Origin of the sequence: Enterococcus sp. DIV1307a, assembly GCF_050537425.1 — a bacterium.
In the GTDB taxonomy this organism is placed as follows: Bacteria; Bacillota; Bacilli; order Lactobacillales; family Enterococcaceae; genus Enterococcus; species Enterococcus faecalis.
Genome location: NZ_CP172914.1, coordinates 1,649,430 through 1,670,214 on the forward strand (window position 1 = coordinate 1,649,430; position 20,785 = coordinate 1,670,214).

The following is a 20,785-nucleotide window of genomic DNA, read 5'->3' on the forward strand; positions in this document are numbered from 1 at the left end:
ATATTTCGTGTGTTTTTTTTAGCTAAAAAATTGATTTTCTAAACTATATTGCTTCCCTGAAACAATGTCATATTGAATCAGTCGGTATTCCTCATATAGTTGTTCTTGCTTTTTATTCATTTCTACTGTTTTTTTCCATTCCCCACCGAGATAGTAATTCCCCTTTTCAAAAGCAGGCAATTGTTCTTGTACCTCATTTAGCATAGCGTAAAATCCCGATTGCGGTAAGCCACTTTGTTGGAAAAGTGAGGGAGCAAAATAAAATGGACTAATGATTGCTTGATGCTGATTTTTTTCTGTTAACTGGTTCGCCGTATCATACATTAGAAATTCTGTCTGGTGAAGGGCTGCCCCTTCATTCAACGCTTGAATGTTTTCATCATAAATACTTGGTAAGTGATCTCCCCAAAAAACGACTAATGTGCGTTTGGGCATTTTTTCGATTTCTTGTAGGAAATTTTTCAAAGCTTCGCTACTGTAGGCAATATCTTGCAAGTAATTATTGAGCGCGACTTGATTGCCGTTTCCTTGAGAAAAATAATTGGACGTTGTGTATTTATTTTCATAGGGCATATGTGTTTGCATAGTAACTAAATGAATGAATTGCGGTTGCTCTTTTTCTTTAAGCAGTGTCGTCACTTCCTGATACGCTGCTTGATCTGAAATGTAAGGATTATTTTCTAGTTTATCCGTATAGTTCATTGTTTTTTCATTGATAAATTGATCAAAACCTAAAATTTTATACACACCTTTTCGTTTATACATAGATGTATTGTACGGATGAATAGCCGTTGTTTGGTACTTTTGTTCCTTAAGTAATGAAACAATGGAAGGCAATTCCGTCATCTTAGGAATCATCATTGTATAAGGTGTAGTCATTTGGGCATTCATTAATTCCATCGAAAAACTTGTTAAGGCTTCAAATTCAATATTCGCAGTTCCGCCCCCGTAGTTTTGTGAAAGCATCTGGCCACTGTAAGTTTTATCAGCGATTTGCTGATAATCAGCTAAAGGATTGCCAATAATGGACAAACCTTTCAGATGATCTGGATTTGAAAAACTTTCACTCATGACAAACACAATATTTGGTTGCTCATTGCTCGGCACTGTTTTTGCCTCGGCCAACTTTTGATATTTCTGAGTAATTTCTGAAATAGCTTCTTTTGAATAACCCTTTGGTTGGTCCATAGCCTCTACTTTTAAATTATATAGAAAACCACCAATAAATCCTGTATTGTAGTAATTCATTTTTTGGCTGTAAGGAATCCATAACGCGGTTTTATTATAGGCTTTACGTAACAAATTTTGCGGATTGTTAAAATCACCAATATATGAAAATAGACCAATCGAAAGAACAAGACTTAACACACGAATAGTTTGTTTTTTCTTCGATAAAAAGAAACTTTTATAAAAGGCTTTTCCTAAGAAAAAAAGTGCTACACAACCTAACGCTACCACAAAAATAAACGGCCATAAACCAACCATTTCTTTTAATAAACTAACTTCTGTGATCATTTTTAAGTCGTCTGGGTAAATAGGTTCGACACGATAAAACATCTTTTGATAGTCCGCAAATCCTAAAACACCTATTATGACACTATATAAAAGAGAGCCAACTCCTAATGAACCTGCCAAACTACATAAAAAAAGTAAAAAAACGCTTAGCACAAAACAACCTAAGAAAAACTTTTCCGTATGCCACGAAAAAGCAAACTTGAAGGCTAAATCAACAGACAAGTTATTCTGACACCATTGCAAATATAAATTACTAAAAATAATTAATAAGATGAACCCGATTCCATACAAAAGGTAGCGGTAGGGCCATCGTCTAAATTTCTCAACTCTCTTTTTCACATCGATCTCCTATTCAAAAACTAGTAATGTATTTATTTTATGCTTCTTGAAAAAGAATGTAAAGAAGTAGCTAGCAAAGAAGTCTAAGGAATGGTAAAGAAAAAATGTTATTTGTTGCAAAAATAATTTTCCAGTGGTATAGTAACAATGGAATTTCGTTATCAGTTATCGTCGCCTTTTTAGAGTACTTTATGAAAGGAGAATAACTATGACTTACAAAGTAAAAAACATTCAATACCGTATTCAATTAGACACAGACAAAAATATTTTCATTGTTTTTGATGCAAAAAATGAAAGTAAAACAGCAACTGGTCACACAATTGAAGAAGCAATTGCACACTTAAAACAATTAAACTAAGGAGTGACAAACATTTCCATGCAAGACCCTTTAGGTAGTTATTTAAGCTAAAAGCCGTTTAGTAAAGAAAAAATACTAGACGGTTTTTTTGTATCCTCTTCGCCTTTTATTTTTTACATAGTATACTGAAACAAACGGAGGTGTTTTTAGATGACCATCATTGCAAACTATATTCGCCAGCAACCCCAACATCAAACACAGTTAACAGAAATCTACCAAGCAATTTTAGCGGTTGTTCCTCAGGAGACTACTGAAAAAATCGCTTATGGAATGCCGACCTTTTACTTAAATGGCAATTTAGTGCATTTTGCGGCGGCCAAGCAACATTTAGGTTTCTATCCTACGCCATCAGCCATCCAACGTTTCAGCAAAGAATTACGCCCTTTTAAAACCTCGAAAGGTGCCATTCAATTTCCCTACACGCAAGAGTTACCTCTTTCATTAATACAGGAAATAGTTAAATTCCGTGTACAAGAAAACATGAAGAGCGTGGGACAAAAATCACTTTGAATTTTTGTCCCACGCTCAAAAACTAATAAACGGCGGGAACAGAAGCAACTCCTTCTTATTTCTCGGAGTTAAACACTTCTGTCCCGACCTCTTCATGTTCTTAAAATTTTTTCCATCGCTTTTCCCTTGGCCAACTCGTCGATTAACTTATCTAGGTAACGGATTTTTTGCATTAAAGGATCTTCAATTTCTTCCACGCGATAGCCACAAATTACGCCTTTGATCAATTGGGCGTTTTCATTGAAATTGGGTGCTTCTTCAAAAAATGTTTCCATCGTTACTTTTTGAGCCAATTGTTGTTGCAAGCCTTTTTCATCATAACCAGTTAACCAGTAAATAATTTCGTCAACCTCCGCTTGCGTTCGATTTTTACGTTCTGCTTTTTGGATGTATAGCGGGTAAACACTGGCAAAGGTCATTGTATAGATTTTCGGTTTTGTCATTGGTTTTCCTACTTTCTGAAGTATTCTCTCTTCAGTCTACCACAGGCTTGCTGGAAAAAGAGGCTATTTTGTCTTAGTAATCAAATTGACGATAATAACGACGAATCTCTAATGGGTGACAATTCAATTTTTCTACATGCGCATCAATGCGTTGCGTTACCGCATGCATTAGGAGAAATGAAATAACTCGGCCACGATATTTTTCACTAATTCCTGGAAGTTCATACGCTTTCGAATCAATAATTGTATAATTGGCACAGATTTTCGGCAATAATTTTGCTACTCGTTCTGCCAACGGTCGCTGCTCGTCTTCTCCAATAAACAACGTTACTGGCGTAGTTTCATCTACAATTTCTAGCGTTCCATGTAAGAACTCTGCTGCATGAATTGATTTTGAGCGAAGCCAACTTTGCTCTTCCCAATAGCACATTGCATAAGAATAGACCGCTCCCCATTGGTTCCCTGCGCCAATAAAATAGTGAATGCTATCATGACGATGTTTTTCCGCAAAAGCTAAGCCAAACGCATCGGCACTTTTTTCGGCTTCAGCTAAACCTGTAGGCAAATATTCTTCCAATTCTTGGTAATAATTTTCGTAATCTGTAAATTCGTTGTTTTTTTGCATTAAACGATCAGCTACCATAAAGAACTTGATTTGCTCAGTTCCTGGAGCTGGATAAGTCACCACATAATCACATAAATCTGCTAAAAGACTGTCTTTTGCATCGATAAAACCAAATAACGTTGCGCCGACCTTTTTGATTTCTTGAACGGCTTGCACCACTTCTTGTGTTGTCCCAGTAACGGAAGACAAGATGACGAATGATTTTTCTGTTAAACGTTTATTGCCTGTTGTGTAATACTCAGCAGCATGTTGAACATAGATTGGTAAATTACTTTTTCCATTCGCATAAGTAACTGCTTGCATGGCTGAAGCATAAGTACCGCCGATTCCTAAATAATAAACCGCATCAAATCCTTTCGTCCAAACTTGATCAACAACTTTTTCAACATCTGAACGCAAGGCTAAGGCACCTCGTATGTCTTTGATTTGTTGTTCTTCATTAAATTTTAACATGGCTGATTTCCCTCTTTCTTTGCTATTTTACTTTTTAGGACACAATCAAAATCATCAAAAATCCGTTGAGATAAATCAATTCCTTTACTTGTAGCTACTTGATACGCCAAATATTGAAATGGAATAACTAATAATAAAGGACTAATTTTTTCTTCGACATCACTTGCTAACTCTAACGTATTTGATGCTCTCGTTGAACGCGTTGTAATTGTGTAACATTGACCAACATAATTGGCTAGATAGTTTTTCAAGGCTTGGCTACGTGCTTGAATAGGACTTTGATTTTCAATAAAAAACAAAAGATGTGTAGTATCCGCTTCAAGATAAGGCCCATGCATATAGGCTTCGACTTCAAATCCTTGGGAAGGTAAGCGAACTGTTTCTGTAAACTTCGTCTCAAACTCTTTTGCCGTACCAATATTGGGCCCATAACCAATTGCGATAAATCGTGTCCCCTCTATTAATTCTTTTTTCGTTTTTTGCCAAAATTGTTCGGTTTTATAAATCACCGAATCGATTTCCTGAATTGCTTTGGCAAGTTTTGCTAATTCTTCTCCAACCTCTACTTTTGTTAATTGATGCTTTTGATAGCCCAGTTTCAAACCAAATAGAAATAAATTTAAAAGTGTTGCCGTATAGCCTTTTGTAACAAAACCAACTGTTTCAAGCCCCATTTTTAAATCCAGGACTTCATCCACAACCTCCGTAATCGGGCTGGTGACATCACTTGTCAAGGCCATTGTTTTTACAGACGTTTGGTTTTTAATTTTTGCAATGGCATCAATTGTCGAAGCACTTTTACCACTTTGCGAAACCGCTACGACCAGATCAAACCGATCATCCACTTTGCCATAATGAACAAAATTGAACGGCTCTTGGATTTCCACATAAATAGGCGCCACTTCTTCAAGGTAAACTTTAGCCGCCTGACAAGCGTTATGTGACGAGCCAGTTGCTAAAACTAGACAGTGCGTGACCTTTGAAACGTCTGTATCAGTTAATTGAAATTGGTTAAGAATCTGAGTTAGGGCTGCTTGCTCCTCATTTATATAATCCAGCATCGTTTTCATATTTTGCCTCCTAAAATAGACCAATTAATGAGCCAAGAATTCCGACAATTGCCATGCCACCTAAAATCGCTAAAGGTTTTACTTCTTTTTTCAATAAATAAAAAACAAAACCAAAAGATGCAAGCGGTAATAATTTAGGCATGATATCGTCAAAGATACTTTGAACTGTGACTGCATTTTTGCCACTTCCGCTGATTGTAATCGGGATAGTTAAATCAATCATGGAGGCGGTCATAGCACCTACCACCATCAAGCCAATTATTGAAGCGCCTAATGTGAGACTTTCCATCATGCCATTTGCTTGAATCTTTTTGAGAAAACCAGTTCCTAATTTATAGCCCCAACGATTCAGTAAATAACGAACAATCACATGGGGGACGTTAAAAATGAGTAAAAATAGAATTGGCCCTAACACATTCCCTTGTAAAGCTAACGAAGTTCCAACACCTGTTGCAATCAAGCGTAAGGTTCCCCAGAAAAAGGAATCACCTAAACCAGCTAAAGGTCCCATTAACGAGGTTTTAATACTATCGATTGTTCCAACTTCAAAATTTTCGTCCAGAACATTTTCTTCTTCCATTGCAGCATTAATTCCTAAAATAAACGTCACGATATGCGGCGTAGTATTAAAGAAAGCAAGATGCCGTTTTAAAGCTGCCGCCATCTCTTCTTTTTGAGGATATAATTTCTTTAAAATAGGGATCATGGCATAGACATAAGCCATATTCATCTGACGTTCATAATTCCATGAAAATTCCATTTGAAATGAACGCCAAAAGACTTGATTAAGTTCTTTTTTTGTAATTAAGTTTTCTGTCTTAGTTTTAGAAGTCTTCGTCATCATCAATTACCTCCCCACTCGTTGTTTGTATTGTTTCATTCTTTCCTTTGGCATAATTCATGATATTCACAACAATTACCGCTGTAATGGCACCCAAAATTGCTACTCCTGTTACAGGTAACTTAAAGTAAGCCATTAAGACAAAGCCTAAAAAGAAATATGGCGCCACTTGTTTGTTAATCAGTAAGCGTGCAAGCATCGCAAATCCTAGCGCTGGAATAATCCCCGTTGCAACAGACAACCCATGTTGAATAAATTCAGGGATCAGATCAAGTAAGCCTTTAATGGTGTTGCTGCCCACGGCAAATGAAATAGTTACAATGAGCGCTAGCATGAACGATAAGCCAAAGCCTGCAAGTAAATGCATGCGCTCCACCCCTTTATATGCTCCTTCTTCAGCATACTGATCAGCTTTTTGACTCATGATTGGGATGAGCAAACCCAAATAAATATTTTTAAGAATCAACGTTAACGTTGCGATTGGCAAGCCTAAAACTAAGGCTGTTTCTGTTCCTGCGCCAGCAGTAATAGCAAACGCTGTACCAAGAATCCCACCAGTCACTACATCAGGTGGGATTGAGGCGCCCACTGAAAAAGAACCGATGAAAGCTAACTCTAAGGTTGCGCCCATGATTACGCCCGTTTTGACATCACCTAATACAATTCCGACAAATAAACCGGTTACAATTGGTCTTGAAAGCAACGAGGTACCTAAAGCATATTCCGACTGCGCAATAAAAGCGATGCAACCTAAAAGAATCGCTTGTCCTATCATTTGTATTTCTCCTTTCTACAAGACATTTAATGCTGCTACTTTTTTGTCATTTGGGACTTGTCGAATTTCAACTTCACAACCATTTGCGACCAATTCTTTAACCATTTTTTCTTCATCCGGTGTGATATTAATTGCTTTAGAAATGTTTCGAGTATTTTCCCTTACTTTCATCCCTCCTAAGTTAATTTCTTTTATTTCTGGACAAGCAGTAGCCAATCGATAAGCATCCTCCACACTCTCAATTACAATAAAAAGTTTGTATTTTTCTGTAACACCACTTTTTAGTGCGGCAATCGCATCTTCAATCGTTTTAATGACCAGTTTTACTCCTGCTGGTTTAGCTAGCTTAATGGTTGTTTTTCGAATATCATTTTTAGGTACGTCATCATTTGCGATTAAAATACAATCGGCGCCTAAGCCTTGGGTCCATGAAAAAGCCACTTGACCATGTAACAAGCGATGATCGACTCTTAACAATTTAATCATTTCATTTCCTCCTAAAATTCTTCTTCTAAAATTTCTTTACTAGATAACTCATTACAATAACAAAGACTTTCTTGTCCGTTTTCAACGGCACGTTTTACTAAATCAACTAATGAATCAACAGTATTTATTTGGGTATATATTTCAATTAACGTTGCTAAATTTAATCCTGAAATTAAATGCATTGCTTGTTTCCCCACATAATTAAAAAATTCGTTATTCACGCTTCCGCCAAATAGGTCCGTAATCACAATTAATTCATTTTGTTGATTGTTCTTTAAAATGTCTTTGACCGTCTTGGCTAAATCATAAGGTTGTTCCATATAAGCGCAAAGACATTCCACATTCTTTGTTTCACCACAAATTAAAGCTAATGATGTCTGAATCCCTGCAGCGAAATTACCATGTGTTGCCAGAATAATTTTACGTTCCATTTTCTTCACCTCACTTACTTCTTTATATAGCAAAAAGAGTGCCAAAAAAGTGGCACTCCCTCCTTTTTATTTTAAAAATCGCTTTCTGCGTTGTTAAACTCCGTTTTTCCAAACAACACATCATAGACATAAAAAAGCTCCGATTCAGGTATATTGACACTATAAACTTTTTCAATGACACTAAACGCCTCTTTTAACTCTTGCAAGACCGTTCTTTGACACTGCTTTAATTGTTCGGCGCCATTATAATTTTCAATAGGTTCATTCCGGATCAATCGTTCAATTAAACAACTGACATGGACATATACCGCCAATTTACGATCATTTTGAATCGTTTGTTGCCACCGCTCTTCTAATTGAATTAAAAAGACTTCTACTTGTCGAATAATTTTTTCTGTATCTAAAATCGTCACTGATTGAATGACCCGATCTAATGAAAAGTTACGAATCAACTCATGATTTACATAGGACAGCATATCTTTAGTTAATTCTCTCTTTGTCCATTCTAAAAGGGTCGTAATTCCTTTTCCTGCAATCAACTCTTCTAAAGAGATGTACGGGAGGTCATTTGAAGACGGGTTGTTTGTACCGATGATGCCGACAATCTCATATTCTGGAAAACTTTCTTTGATCGACTCTGCATTACGTAATTGATTATATTCACAAGGAATAATCTTTAATTGTGCTTCCGCAGGTAAACTTTTTTCAAGTAAATCTCTAATTTTAACGGCTGTGCCAATTCCGGTACTACACGTTGTTAAAATGACACGTTCCGTTTTATTTTCAGGTAATATGATTTCCCATTCATTTGGATGAACCTTTAACGCTTTTTGGGGCAATTCTTCAAAAGAAACTTCGTCTTTAATGGCTTCTCCTATAGATAGAGCCAAGCTTGTTGTCACATTATTCATTAATAAAAAAGGACCTTCTTCTTCTGCCGGAAAATACTGATAAATTTCTTTCAATGAACCCATATCAAAAAGAATTACTAAACCATTCCTCGTTTCTTGACGTTCCATATAGTGAATTAAGTGTTCGGAAATTTTTTTGGGAGTAACATCTAACGGCATGTCAAACGATTGAAAAATTGGCACATTTAACAGCCGATTTGCAACATTCGCAATACTACTTGCTGTGGCATATCCGTGGGCAACAATCACCGCTTTCGGATAGTGACTTTCCTTTACTGAACCCGAAGAGTGAAGATAAATGGTGACAATAATTCGATCCATCTGGGATAGCTCAATATCTAATGAACGTTTCACTAAAGTTAACAGTTGTTCAGCGTAGCCATAACTAGTTGCTAATTTGGTTTGAACTTCTGTTAAAAGTTCGTCAATGACTGTTGTAGGTTCTTTTTCTGGAAACCAATCAATACATCTTCGTTGAAACAGATAGGTGCTTAATGCATAGACTAAACTGCCATTAAACCGAATTTGATAAGACGATTCAATCGTTTCCAATAATTGACGGATATTTTGCGTAATAAACAATAGCATTTCGTGATTTTTCTCTCGCTTCTTTTCAAATAATAAATCATCGAATAAGCGTTCAATTTCTTTCGAGATGTCGTTATTAGCAGTGGAAAGATGATGATGGTGAGAGACATAAAGACGAAGGATTCGTTCATAACTCTGGATAATTCTTCTTTGCGCAAGCTCTGTTTCCTCTAACAAACTAACCAGATTTGTTTGCTCATCTAAACGAATAGGCAATTCATTTTCATCAGGAGCTAGTTTGATTGATTGATCCAGAAATTCTTTCGGTAGATCGTGTAAAGTGATTGGAATAACACGTTTATCAAGATTGGCGGCAAAGCTGCGTGCAGTAATAATTTTTATATTATTTCTTAATTCACCTACATTGCCTACATAATGGTGGTTTTCTAAAAGTTGGATAACTTGTGGCGTGATAGTAACTGCTTTTTGAATAGCTTGCTGTTCCTCATAAAATGCTCGCATAATTAATTGTTTTCTTTCCGCTTGAGTGCGTTCAGCAAGACTTGGGATTTTAATTTGAATAGGAATTCGTCTTAAAAATGTCGTTAAAAAGGTGCTAGAAATTTCTTCAGTTGTGGCAAAGCACAACCGACACGTAACAGGAATGGGCCGATTGGTTTCACCCATTCGATAAATAATGCCCTGATCTAAAAATGTAAACAATTTTTCCTGCCCTTCAGGACTCAAACGATGAACTTCATCTAAAAATAAAACGCCCCCTTCTGCACTTTGAAAGGCCCCAATTTTATCGGAATCTGCTCCCGTAAAAGCGCCTTTAAGATGCCCAAATAATTGACTAGTTAAAAGCTCTGGATTGTTGGCATATTGCGCACAATTAACTGTTACAAAAGGTGCTGAATCGTCAAGTAGTTCTTTTGAAAGACAAAACTGATAATATAAGGATGCTAAAAAACTTTTACCCGTACCACTTTCACCTGTAATTAAGACAGGCAATCCACCGCCAGGATAAAGCGCTGCCATTTTTAATTGTTCGATGGTCTGGGCTAAACTACCGCGATAACCAATGACCGACTGAAAAAAATCACTTTTGCGATCAAAAACAGGCTGTTCATCGATCATTTCTTGGAAACTTTGATAAACAGTTCTTTTTAAAAGATAGTTTTGTTGCTGAAACGCTTCTTTATGAAAAAAGTAAACTGGTCGTGTATTGATCTTAACTAGAATTCCTTCTTCGTTTAACTGATTTAAATAGTGACTAGCTGTATTTCGTTTGATAGAAAATGTCGTTGCAATATTGCTTGCTGTGAAAATTTCACTGACTAAAGATGGTTCAAAAAAAGCTGTTTGATTGCGTAAATAATCAACAATTTGCATTTTTAACATAAAATCACCTCTCATTTATCATAACGTACCTAAAAAAAACGTCAATATTCAAAATTTCTTTTGTTATTTTTCTTTATATAAGGAGCCCATTTTTTATGTTATTTAATCACAGGAACCTGATTCTATCATTGCAGAATAGGCTTTCATTCAGTATACTGTAAATAGAGGAACAAGAAACGAATTGGATAATTAGGCACTGAAAGAACGCACCACCGTTCTGAATGTTTCGAAACACACAACAGGTTATCGAAATGGCCATTGGAGAAAAATTCCTTTTTCTCCGAGGTTAGCGATTGTGACATGTTGCAATCGTTTTTTGTCCTTAAAATGTTGAGAAAAAGAAAAAAGGCACTTTGCATGTCAGCACCACCTGACAAACAAAGCCCTTCATAGACAGCACAACCTATCTATTCCAGTTGCCTTTTTTGCTAGTTACACTAGCTAATTTTAGTGTACCCGATTTTCAGTGAAATTACTAGCATCTTTAAAATTTTTACTGAAACGATCAGCCTGTGCAATGAACTAGTTTTCTTCAGCGGCGGCAACCGCTGAGAAGCTTTTTCTCAAATTTTAAGTGAATAATGTATCATAAACTTTTTTGGCATATCCATCCGTCATATTACATACAAAGTCCACCGCCATTTTCAAACGATAATAGTCTTTTTCTGCTTCTGTAGCGTTCTTTGCTTCTCTTCTATACAACGCTTTCGCGCTTTCCGAAATATTATTAAAGATTCGCTCCTCATACTTATTCATGGAAACTTTTTCGTATTTTAGTACGACTGGAACAAATTCATCTAGTAAACGATTGATGATATTGAAGCCCAATACCTCTTGATCCAAAATTGTTTTTGTTTGAAAAACATAGGCTCTAGAAAAGTTTTTTAATGCCTGAAAGCATTTCACTTCATCACAATCTTCAATGATAATTTCATTATGATAGATACCTCTCATAATTAAGTCATAATGATTAGCAAAATTTTTCGCTACGCTTTGACAAACAGCTCTTTGTGTCTTTCTCAAAAATTCTTGTAAGGTAGCTTCTTCTGTTTTATCTTTTTCTAACATTAAAAATTTTTTTGTTCCTGTTTGCCCATCAACAAACTGCTTTAAATCTTGATAGCTGTATAAACCATAATTATAGGCATCTTCGATATCTGAAAAAGTATAGGCGATATCATCTGAAGCTTCTAACAAAAAGACTAATGGGTGTCGCTTATTTTGTGTTCCTGTCGCAAATTTAATGGCGTTAAACACTTGTTTTTCCGAGTAAAAATAGCCAACTTTTTTAGACAAAAGCTGTTGCTTATTTAATTGATCTGAAGATGCCGTATATTTGATAACTGTATCTAATGTCGTGGCTGTTAGTTTCATTCCTGCTTTAGAAGTCCCATTATCATGATGCAGTTTTGTTAAAAGTCGGATGGTTTGAGCGTTGCCTTCAAAGTTAAGAAAATCATTTTGTTGTTGCTCCGAAAAATCAGACCAACAAGCATACAAAGGACCATTTTTTTCAAACCAAATACGAATGGCTTCTTCCCCAAAATGTCCAAAAGGGGGATTGCCAATATCATGGATTAATGCAGCTGTTTCTAACAACCGATAGCATTCTGATAATTCCATAACCTCAATGTTTCGTTCGTTCAACTGTGAAATAACTAATCTAAGTATATCCCTGCTATGCATTGCCACTTCTAAGCTATGCGTTAAACGCGTTCTTACAAAATCATTACGTTCTAAAGGAAAAACTTGTGTTTTGTCTTGTAAACGTCTAAATGCATCACTTTTAATTACTCTACGATAGTCACTATCAAAAGATTTACGAAGTTCTGTGGCTAAATCAACTTGCTTATTTAACCAGTCATTTTGATATTGTTTACCATTATCAGAAATACGATATGTACCAACCAACTGACGCCAATTCATTTTCATTTATTACCTCCTCCAATTACTCTACCTTCTCTAAATAAGAGACGTAAATATTTTTACATTTACCAATATCACTGAATTCCCGATTGTTATACGCCTTATCCTTTTTCAATTTAAACCGCACTTTTTCGCCTTCTTGAAAAGTTCCCCACGTAAGAAAAAAGAATAGCCAATGGCTTTCATCCTCTGATAGCGTGTCTAAACCTAAACTTTTAGGCTCAATTAAGCTAGGTAATTTAAAACAGTCATACACCCCTTTTGCTGTGCCATACACAGGACGATGAGTGCTAAGAGTCGTTTCAAAATATCCCTTTTCATCAGGTTTTAAATAACTTGCTTGCCGAATTAGTTGTGTCAGTTTATTTTGGAATGGCTGAATATTTTTCTCAACGTTTAGTTCAAAATCTGGTTCAGCTTGTACATCTGTGTCATGAGATAACTTTTTTAATAAGCAGTTTATTTCATTAGTACTTGTCTTGTCATTAAACGCAATCGCCAAACGCTCGCTGCTAATAACACCTTTCATATCTTTCATAGAAAAATTATTTAACGCAATTGGATAGTGTTTATCTGATAGCATCCAAGAAGCACCCATTTCGTTTAAACATGGAATACTCTGATAATAATGGTCAGATAAAAAATACAGCATGACAGGTTGATTGGTTAGCTCCCTTTTAATCGTGTCAAAAATTAATTCTCCTGGTTGTACACCCGTTTCAATAGTGGAACTATAAAAAATATCCTGTGTTCGAAACCCAAACTTTTTCAACAATTGGATAAACGCATCCACATATTCTTGATCCTTTGAACTATGACTAATAAAAATCTTTTTCCCGTTGCTCACTACTCAACATCCTCCAAGTTAAATTTGTGTTTTCATTTTTTTGTGAAATTCTATACTATTTCTTTAAGCGTACAGCGTTATCTGAAACCAGTCAATACTAAAATTATAAAATAACAATTATTTTGTTTTATTAAATTTTTATATAATGTTGTTTTGTTAATGTTTTGTTATTTTTAAACAAGTGATTATAGAGCGATGTACGGTTGAAGTTATTTCTAATCTATTTTTTTCAATATTTTTATAAATATAAAAAAACACGCCTTTCTTTGCAGAAAGGCGTGTTTTTACGTCCGAGTATAAGGAGAATTGGTTCATTAACCAATTGTCCCTTTAAGCGTTATTCATTAAATGAATTATTTGTTTTTTAAGTTGTAGAAAGATTTTAAGCCTTTGTATTCAGCTACATCGCCTAATTGATCTTCAATACGTAATAATTGGTTGTATTTAGCAATACGGTCAGTACGGCTTAATGAACCAGTTTTGATTTGGCCAGCGTTTGTTGCAACAGCGATATCAGAGATTGTTGAATCTTCTGTTTCACCAGAACGGTGAGATACAACTGCAGTGTAGCCAGCTTCTTTAGCCATTTCGATTGCTTCAAATGTTTCAGTTAAAGTACCGATTTGGTTAACTTTGATTAGGATTGAGTTAGCGATACCTTTTTCGATACCTTCAGCTAATTTAGTTGTGTTTGTTACGAATAAATCGTCACCAACTAATTGAACTTTGTCGCCTAATACTTCAGTTAATTTTTTGAATCCGTCCCAGTCGTTTTCGTCTAAGCCGTCTTCGATTGAAATGATTGGGTATTTAGAAACTAATTCTTCGTAGAACGCGATCATTTCTTCAGTTGTTTTTTCGCCTTCGCCTGAGTCAGCTAAAACGTAAACGCCTTTTTCTTTGTCGTAGAATTCTGAAGAAGCAGCATCCATAGCAAGAACAACGTCTTTACCAGGAACATAGCCAGCTTTTTCGATAGCTTCGATGATTACTTCAAAACCTTCTTCGTTTGAACCTAAGTTAGGAGCGAAACCACCTTCGTCACCTACTGAAGTAGCTAAGCCGCGACCTTTTAAGATTGAAGCTAATGCGTGGAATACTTCTGCACCCATACGTAAAGCTTCTTTGAATGTAGGCGCACCTACAGGCATGATCATGAATTCTTGGAAGTCAATACTGTTGTCAGCATGTGATCCACCGTTGATAATGTTCATCATTGGAGTTGGTAATACTTTTGTATTGAATCCGCCTAAGTAGTGATATAAAGGCACTTCTAGGTAATCAGCAGCAGCACGAGCTACGGCGATAGACACACCAAGAATAGCGTTAGCACCTAATTTACCTTTGTTAGGAGTTCCATCTAAATCGATCATTGCTTTATCGATAGCCATTTGATCGCGTACATCGTAACCGATGATTGCTTCAGCAATGATGTTGTTTACGTTATCTACAGCTTTAGTAACACCTTTACCTAAGTAACGAGCTTTGTCGCCATCACGTAATTCAACTGCTTCGTATTCACCAGTTGAAGCTCCTGAAGGAACCATTCCACGGCCGAAAGCTCCGCTTTCAGTGTAAACTTCTACTTCGATTGTTGGGTTACCGCGTGAGTCTAAGACTTCGCGTGCGTAAATATCAGTAATAATTGACATGTTTTGTCTCTCCTTTGAGTTTGTATTTATACTAAGGGGATTCCCTCATGTATGATTGTAGTTAATTCTCGCAAACTATGCAAACATTTTTTTGCAAAAGTCATTGAGAAAACGTTACCGTTAGTGATTTCTTATTTTACAGCATCTAATAAAGCTAGGAATGAGTCTGCTTCTAAGCTTGCGCCGCCGACTAAAGCACCGTCAACGTTTTCTTTTGCCATATATTCAGCGATGTTTTCTGGTTTAACAGAACCACCGTATTGAATACGAACAGCTTCAGAAACTTCTTTGCCGTATAATTTTTCAACTGTTGAACGAACAACACCACAGATTTCATCTGCAATATTAGCATCTGCAGATTTACCAGTTCCGATTGCCCAGATTGGTTCGTAAGCGATAACCATTGAAGCAACTTGTTCGTTTGATAAACCAACTAAGCCTTTAGTGATTTGACCTTCGATCCATTCCGCTGTTTTACCAGCTTCATACGTTTCTAAAGTTTCACCACAACAGAAGATTGGTGTCATACCATTTGCAAAGATTGCTTTGGCTTTTTTATTGATATCTTCATCTGTTTCGTGGAAATATTCGCGACGTTCAGAGTGTCCGATAATCACATAGTCTACACCTAAATCTGCAATTGCAGCTGGTGAGTTTTCACCAGTGAAGGCACCAGCGTTTTCCCAGTAGCAGTTTTGTGCAGCTAATTTCACTTCAGAATCTTTTAGGTTCCAAGCTAAAGGAGCTAAGAATAATGCTGGAGATCCAATCACAGCGTCAACAACGTCGTTTGATGGAACAGCATTTTTTACTGCTTCTGCAAAGCTTTGTGCTTCGCTTAAAGTTTTGTTCATTTTCCAGTTACCAGCGATAATTGGTTTGCGCATGAAAAGCACATCCTTTTCTTTTTTTAAAAATATTGTCTTTTAAACTGATTATTTATCGTTAATAGAAGCTAAACCTGGTAAAGTTTTGCCTTCTAATAATTCTAAACTTGCTCCGCCACCTGTTGAGATGTGAGAGAATTTGTTTTCGTAGCCTAATTGAATTGCTGCAGCAGCAGAGTCCCCGCCACCGATGATTGTTGTTGCGTCTTCTAAATTAGCAATCGCTTCACAAACACCAATTGTTCCTTTGGCAAAGTTACTCATTTCAAATACGCCCATTGGTCCATTCCAAACAACTGTTTTCGCACCTTGTAATTCGTTAGCGAATAATTCAATTGTTTTTTCACCAATATCCAAGCCTTCTTCATCATCTGGGATTTCAGTTGAAGGAACCGTGTGGAAAGGAGCGTCATTGCTGAACTCTTTAGAGACAACTGTATCAACCGGTAAAACTAATTTGTCGCCAGCTTTTTCCATTAAGCTTTTCGCTAAGTCCACTTTATCTTCTTCAAGTAAAGATAAACCAACACTATAGCCTTGTGCTTTCATGAATGTGTAAGCCATACCGCCACCGATTAAAATTTTATCGGCTTTTTCAATTAGGTTTTCAATGACAGCGATTTTGTCAGAAACTTTTGCGCCACCCAAGATTGCTACGAATGGACGTTTTGGATTTTCAACAGCTTCGCCGATGAATTTAATTTCTTTTTCCATTAAGAAACCAGCAACTGTTGGGATACCAGTTGAAGCAATTCCAACGTTTGAGGCATGTGCACGGTGTGCAGTACCAAAAGCATCATTGACAAATACATCGCCTAAAGAAGCCCAGTATTTACCCAATTCAGCGTCATTGCCGCTTTCTTTTTTGCCGTCAACATCTTCAAAACGAGTGTTTTCAAATACTAAAACGTCGCCATCTTTCATATTGTTAACAGCGTCTTCTAATTCTTTACCACGTGTTTCTGGAACAAAAGTAACTGGTTGACCTAGTAATTCGCTTAAACGTTCAGCCACTGGTTTTAATGATTTGCCAGCTTTGTCTTCTTCTGTTTTTACACGACCTAAATGAGAGAAAAGAATTGCTTTTCCGCCATTTTCAATCACGTATTTGATTGTTGGTAAAGCCGCTACGATACGATTATCGTTTGTGATCACGCCATCTTTTAACGGAACGTTAAAGTCAACACGGACAAGGACTTTTTTGTCTTTTAAATCTACATCTTTAATTGTCTTTTTAGCCATGAGTAGACCTCCTGTATTGTCAATTTTAGGATTTTTCTTTTTTAAAAAAAGAAAGCGGAGAAGCGCGTTGCTTCCCCGCTTATTATTTCACAATTGTTCAAATTTCACTAATGATAAGAATGAATCTTATAAGTTAGCGAAGTATTCTAAAGTACGAACTAATTGAGCAGTGTATGACATTTCGTTGTCATACCAAGCAACAGTTTTAACTAATTGTTTGTCGCCAACTGTCATCACTTTTGTTTGAGTTGCATCGAATAATGAACCGTAAGTCATACCTACGATATCAGAAGAAACGATTTCGTCTGTGTTATAACCATAAGATTCGTTAGCAGCTTTTTCCATTACTGCATTTACTTCATCAACAGTAACTTCTTTGTCTAATACAGTAACTAATTCAGTTAATGAACCAGTTGCTACAGGAACACGTTGAGCAGCGCCATCTAATTTACCGTTCAATTCTGGGATTACTAAGCCGATTGCTTTAGCAGCACCAGTTGAGTTAGGTACGATGTTTGCAGCAGCAGCGCGCGCACGACGGAAGTCGCCTTTAGGATGTGGTCCGTCTAATGTCATTTGGTCACCTGTGTAAGCGTGGATAGTTGTCATTAAACCTTCAACAACACCAAAGTTGTCATGTAAAGCTTTAGCCATTGGAGCTAAGCAGTTTGTAGTACAAGAAGCGCCTGAAATTACAGTTTCTTCTCCAGTTAATGTTTCATGGTTTGTGTTGTAAACGATTGTTGGTACATCGTTACCACCAGGAGCTGAAATAACTACACGTTTTGCACCAGCAGTTAAATGTTTTTCAGCAGCTTCTTTAGAAGTAAAGAAACCAGTACATTCTAAAACGATGTCTACGCCTAATTCGCCCCATGGTAATTCTTCAGGGTTACGGTTAGCTAAAACTTTGATTTCTTTGCCGTTAACGTTGAATGAACCTTCGTGAACTTCAACTGTACCGTTGAAACGGCCTTGAGTTGTGTCATATTTTAACAAGTGTGCTAACATTTTAGCATCTGTTAAGTCGTTGATTGCAACTACTTCGATTCCTTCTACATCTTGGATACGACGGAAAGCTAAGCGTCCGATACGTCCAAATCCATTAATACCTACTTTAACTGTCATTAAAGATTTCCTCCTTATGAAAATCAAAAATTTTTTATTTTAAAGGGTTACCCCTTTTAAAATCTCGTTTGCGGCAGCTTCATCTGTGATGAGCCACGTTTGTTTTGGTGCATTTTTCATATATGCGCGAATGGCTTTGGCTTTCGTTTTGCCGCCCGCAATTGCGACGACATAGGGAATTTCTTGTAAGTTTTTTAATTGAAGGCCAATTCGTGGAATTTTATAGACCACTTTTCCTTCTTCATCAAAGAAATAACCAAACGATTCTGCCACGGCATTTTTTTGTTTGAGCATAACCATTTCGTCGTCAGACATTTTTCGGCGTGCCGCCATGTGCAACGCTCGACCAATACTGTGCACCACACAGTTGGCATGACTAATTAACGTAAGAACTTCTTGAATCGAGGGTTCTTGTAATAAACTATTATACGTTTCACGACTCAATTGTTCTGGGACATATAACGCCCGGTAGTTACCACCCGTTTTGTTGGCCATTACAGCACTAATTGAATTGGCTTGGACAGAAACTGCTTCACCAATCCCTCCTCTGGCTGGAACAAACAAATTATGACGTTTTTCAGTTTCTAGTGATCCCATATTTTCGGCCACCATGGCCATTGTTGTCCCACCCATAACCGCAATTGTATTCTCACCATTTGGTAAGAGTAAATTCAGCGTATTGGTTAAGACATCTCCAAAGTCCGAAAGAACTTTCTTTTGGATATCACTATCTCCTGCAACAACGATACAACGTTGAATGCCAAAGTACTGTGTCATTTCTTTTTCGATTTGGTGCATACCAAGCAATTGATTCATGACTAATTCTAAGCCTTGGTAGACTTCCAAACCGCGTTCTGTTAATGTCATCCCGCTTTTTGAAGGTTCAATCAGGTTGAGTTGCTTTAAAACATCTGTTTCTGTACGCAAGACTCGCTCTGTAATTCCCATCGTTTCTGATAAACTTCTACGTCCAATAGGTTGCATCCAATAAATATTGCGAAGAATTTGGAATCTTTCTTGTAATACATCGAGCATATCTGGAGCAACTGCTTCAATCATTTTAAATTCTTTTAACATGATGCGCTCCTTTTGTGGGTCGAAATATGTCCAAGTAAGACTGAAAACGACCTATGAACTTTAAAAAAATAGAATTGATGTTCGTTTTTCCTACTATTTATTCATAACAGTATTAAAAGTACTTATCAATTACACACTTAGTGTACCAGTTTTTTTGGGTCTTTTCAATAAAAATGATTCTTTTTTCATCGTTTTCTTTCAAATCCAAACAAAGCATTCGTTTGCGAGAAACAATAGCGACTTATTTCCGAATAATTAGATTTAATTAAACCAAAAGCAAAGGAAATCACGAACGTCTTTCAATTAACTTCTTGTTTAAATGGGAATTTCAGGTCCTCACACAAAGCATTTTTTTACTTATTTTTCAAAAAAAGCAACGAAAGAATAGACACAGCCATTCTCTCGTTGCTTCATATCCTTTTATTTGTAATCTTCTTCGTAAAAACGTCCTAAAATTTTGACATTATCTGAGATGCTGACAAAGGCATTCGGATCGCTTTCTTTCATGGCTGCTTCTAAACTTGGCAACTCAAAGCGTGTCACAATAGTTAGCAAAACAGTTTGGCGGTCGTGGCGATATGCCCCTTCCGCTTCATGAATAATTGTAATACCGCGGCGCATTTTCTTTTGAATCTCATCCACGACTCGATCTGGGTTCTTGGTGACAATCATAACTTGCATTTTCTTTTGCTTAGTATAAACAGCATCTGTGACCTTCCCACTTACAAAAATTGATAACGCACTGTAGAACATGTACTGCCAGCCAAATAAATAACCTGCAACGAAGACAATTAGTGCGTTAAAATAAATTGAAATCGAGCCAACAGAACGCCCCGTTTTTTTCCGAATGGTAATGCTTAGAATATCTAATCCCCCAGAAGAAACCCCGTTTTTTAAGACAAAACCAATTCCTGATCCAGAAATCGCCCCACCAAAAATAGCACAGATAATTGGATCTTGGGTCATCACCGTTTGCGGAACAATATGCATAAATAATGAAGTTAAAGTCACTGTAATGAAAGTAAAAATTGTAAACTTCTTACCTATTTTTTTCCACGCAATAAAGAATAACGGCACATTTAACAGATACAATGTAATGGAGACAGGCACATTAAAACCCACAATTTTTGTTGAGAGGGTTGTTAAAATTTGTGCCAAGCCTGTTAAGCCACTGGAATAAATATTTCCTGGTTGATAGAAAAAGTTCATGGCAATTGATGCAAGAATAGCATAGACAATCGACACAGAAAATTTTGTTGTATAGTCATGAACTGGCAGTCCGTCATAAATTTTTTTCATAAATAATAGCCTCGTTTCAGGTTTTCAATAAATTACAT

The 20,785-nt window shown here is 36.6% G+C and carries 20 protein-coding genes; 2 read left to right on the plus strand and 18 right to left on the minus strand.

The features are described from left to right. Positions 1 to 18: 18 nt before the first annotated feature. Positions 19 to 1,854 (minus strand): LTA synthase family protein, encoded by a 1,836-nt coding sequence (locus IGL90_RS08015; protein WP_048737319.1) that lies wholly within the window; start codon positions 1,852 to 1,854, stop codon positions 19 to 21. Positions 1,855 to 2,062: 208 nt separating this feature from the next. On the opposite strand from IGL90_RS08015, the gene IGL90_RS08020 reads away from it, so the two are divergent. Together IGL90_RS08020 and IGL90_RS08025 are read left to right on the plus strand one after the other, a co-directional pair. Continuing rightward, the gene (locus IGL90_RS08020; protein WP_002357118.1) at positions 2,063 to 2,212 is read left to right on the plus strand and encodes a hypothetical protein; all 150 of its coding nucleotides are present in this window, start codon (positions 2,063 to 2,065) and stop codon (positions 2,210 to 2,212) included. Between the two features lie 150 nt (positions 2,213 to 2,362). Further along, entirely contained in the window at positions 2,363 to 2,722 is a 360-nt protein-coding gene (locus IGL90_RS08025; protein ID WP_002364154.1) for an iron chaperone, read from the plus strand. 92 nt (positions 2,723 to 2,814) lie between these two features. On the opposite strand, the gene IGL90_RS08030 is transcribed toward IGL90_RS08025, so the two are convergent. From IGL90_RS08030 to IGL90_RS08110, 17 genes are all read right to left on the minus strand, one after another. Then, entirely contained in the window at positions 2,815 to 3,165 is a 351-nt protein-coding gene (locus IGL90_RS08030; protein WP_002360043.1) for a DUF2200 domain-containing protein, read from the minus strand. Positions 3,166 to 3,238: 73 nt separating this feature from the next. Continuing rightward, positions 3,239 to 4,243: an SIS domain-containing protein gene (locus IGL90_RS08035; RefSeq protein WP_002357110.1), complete on the minus strand. Its 1,005-nt coding sequence runs from the start codon at positions 4,241 to 4,243 to the stop codon at positions 3,239 to 3,241. After that, complete coding sequence (locus tag IGL90_RS08040; RefSeq protein WP_048736788.1) at positions 4,237 to 5,313, minus strand: SIS domain-containing protein; 1,077 nt, start codon at positions 5,311 to 5,313, stop codon at positions 4,237 to 4,239. Before IGL90_RS08040 ends, IGL90_RS08035 begins: the two co-directional genes overlap by 7 nt. 10 nt (positions 5,314 to 5,323) lie before the next feature. Beyond that, positions 5,324 to 6,157, minus strand: a complete 834-nt coding sequence (locus IGL90_RS08045; protein WP_002384383.1) for a PTS system mannose/fructose/sorbose family transporter subunit IID — start codon at positions 6,155 to 6,157, stop codon at positions 5,324 to 5,326. Further along, positions 6,138 to 6,929: a PTS mannose/fructose/sorbose/N-acetylgalactosamine transporter subunit IIC gene (locus IGL90_RS08050; protein ID WP_002357107.1), complete on the minus strand. Its 792-nt coding sequence runs from the start codon at positions 6,927 to 6,929 to the stop codon at positions 6,138 to 6,140. The genes IGL90_RS08045 and IGL90_RS08050 overlap by 20 nt, the downstream gene beginning before the upstream one ends. Before the next feature lie 15 nt (positions 6,930 to 6,944). Beyond that, entirely contained in the window at positions 6,945 to 7,415 is a 471-nt protein-coding gene (locus IGL90_RS08055; protein ID WP_048736784.1) for a PTS sugar transporter subunit IIB, read from the minus strand. 11 nt (positions 7,416 to 7,426) lie between these two features. Further along, complete coding sequence (locus tag IGL90_RS08060) at positions 7,427 to 7,846, minus strand: PTS sugar transporter subunit IIA (RefSeq protein ID WP_002389037.1); 420 nt, start codon at positions 7,844 to 7,846, stop codon at positions 7,427 to 7,429. Between the two features lie 71 nt (positions 7,847 to 7,917). Beyond that, a complete protein-coding gene (locus IGL90_RS08065; protein ID WP_048736781.1) occupies positions 7,918 to 10,689 on the minus strand; it encodes a sigma 54-interacting transcriptional regulator in 2,772 nt (923 codons plus the stop codon). A gap of 143 nt (positions 10,690 to 10,832) precedes the next feature. Continuing rightward, the gene (locus IGL90_RS08070; RefSeq protein WP_002357102.1) at positions 10,833 to 11,048 is read right to left on the minus strand and encodes a hypothetical protein; all 216 of its coding nucleotides are present in this window, start codon (positions 11,046 to 11,048) and stop codon (positions 10,833 to 10,835) included. 211 nt (positions 11,049 to 11,259) lie between these two features. Then, on the minus strand, positions 11,260 to 12,621 hold the full coding sequence (locus IGL90_RS08075; protein WP_002371997.1) for a deoxyguanosinetriphosphate triphosphohydrolase: 1,362 nt from the start codon (positions 12,619 to 12,621) through the stop codon (positions 11,260 to 11,262). Between the two features lie 16 nt (positions 12,622 to 12,637). Beyond that, a complete protein-coding gene (locus IGL90_RS08080; RefSeq protein WP_002360036.1) occupies positions 12,638 to 13,462 on the minus strand; it encodes a toll/interleukin-1 receptor domain-containing protein in 825 nt (274 codons plus the stop codon). Between the two features lie 353 nt (positions 13,463 to 13,815). Next, positions 13,816 to 15,114 (minus strand): phosphopyruvate hydratase, encoded by a 1,299-nt coding sequence (eno, locus tag IGL90_RS08085; RefSeq protein WP_002357098.1) that lies wholly within the window; start codon positions 15,112 to 15,114, stop codon positions 13,816 to 13,818. Positions 15,115 to 15,245: 131 nt separating this feature from the next. Then, positions 15,246 to 16,001, minus strand: a complete 756-nt coding sequence (gene tpiA, locus IGL90_RS08090; RefSeq protein WP_002357096.1) for a triose-phosphate isomerase — start codon at positions 15,999 to 16,001, stop codon at positions 15,246 to 15,248. Between the two features lie 48 nt (positions 16,002 to 16,049). Further along, complete coding sequence (locus tag IGL90_RS08095; RefSeq protein ID WP_002357094.1) at positions 16,050 to 17,243, minus strand: phosphoglycerate kinase; 1,194 nt, start codon at positions 17,241 to 17,243, stop codon at positions 16,050 to 16,052. 126 nt (positions 17,244 to 17,369) lie between these two features. Further along, a complete protein-coding gene (gene gap, locus IGL90_RS08100) occupies positions 17,370 to 18,371 on the minus strand; it encodes a type I glyceraldehyde-3-phosphate dehydrogenase (protein WP_002357093.1) in 1,002 nt (333 codons plus the stop codon). Positions 18,372 to 18,410: 39 nt separating this feature from the next. Beyond that, positions 18,411 to 19,448, minus strand: coding sequence for a sugar-binding transcriptional regulator (locus tag IGL90_RS08105; RefSeq protein ID WP_002357092.1), 1,038 nt, complete (start codon positions 19,446 to 19,448; stop codon positions 18,411 to 18,413). A 420-nt stretch (positions 19,449 to 19,868) separates the two neighbouring features. Next, positions 19,869 to 20,747 (minus strand): YitT family protein, encoded by an 879-nt coding sequence (locus IGL90_RS08110; protein WP_002357090.1) that lies wholly within the window; start codon positions 20,745 to 20,747, stop codon positions 19,869 to 19,871. Between the last annotated feature and the right edge of the window lie 38 nt (positions 20,748 to 20,785).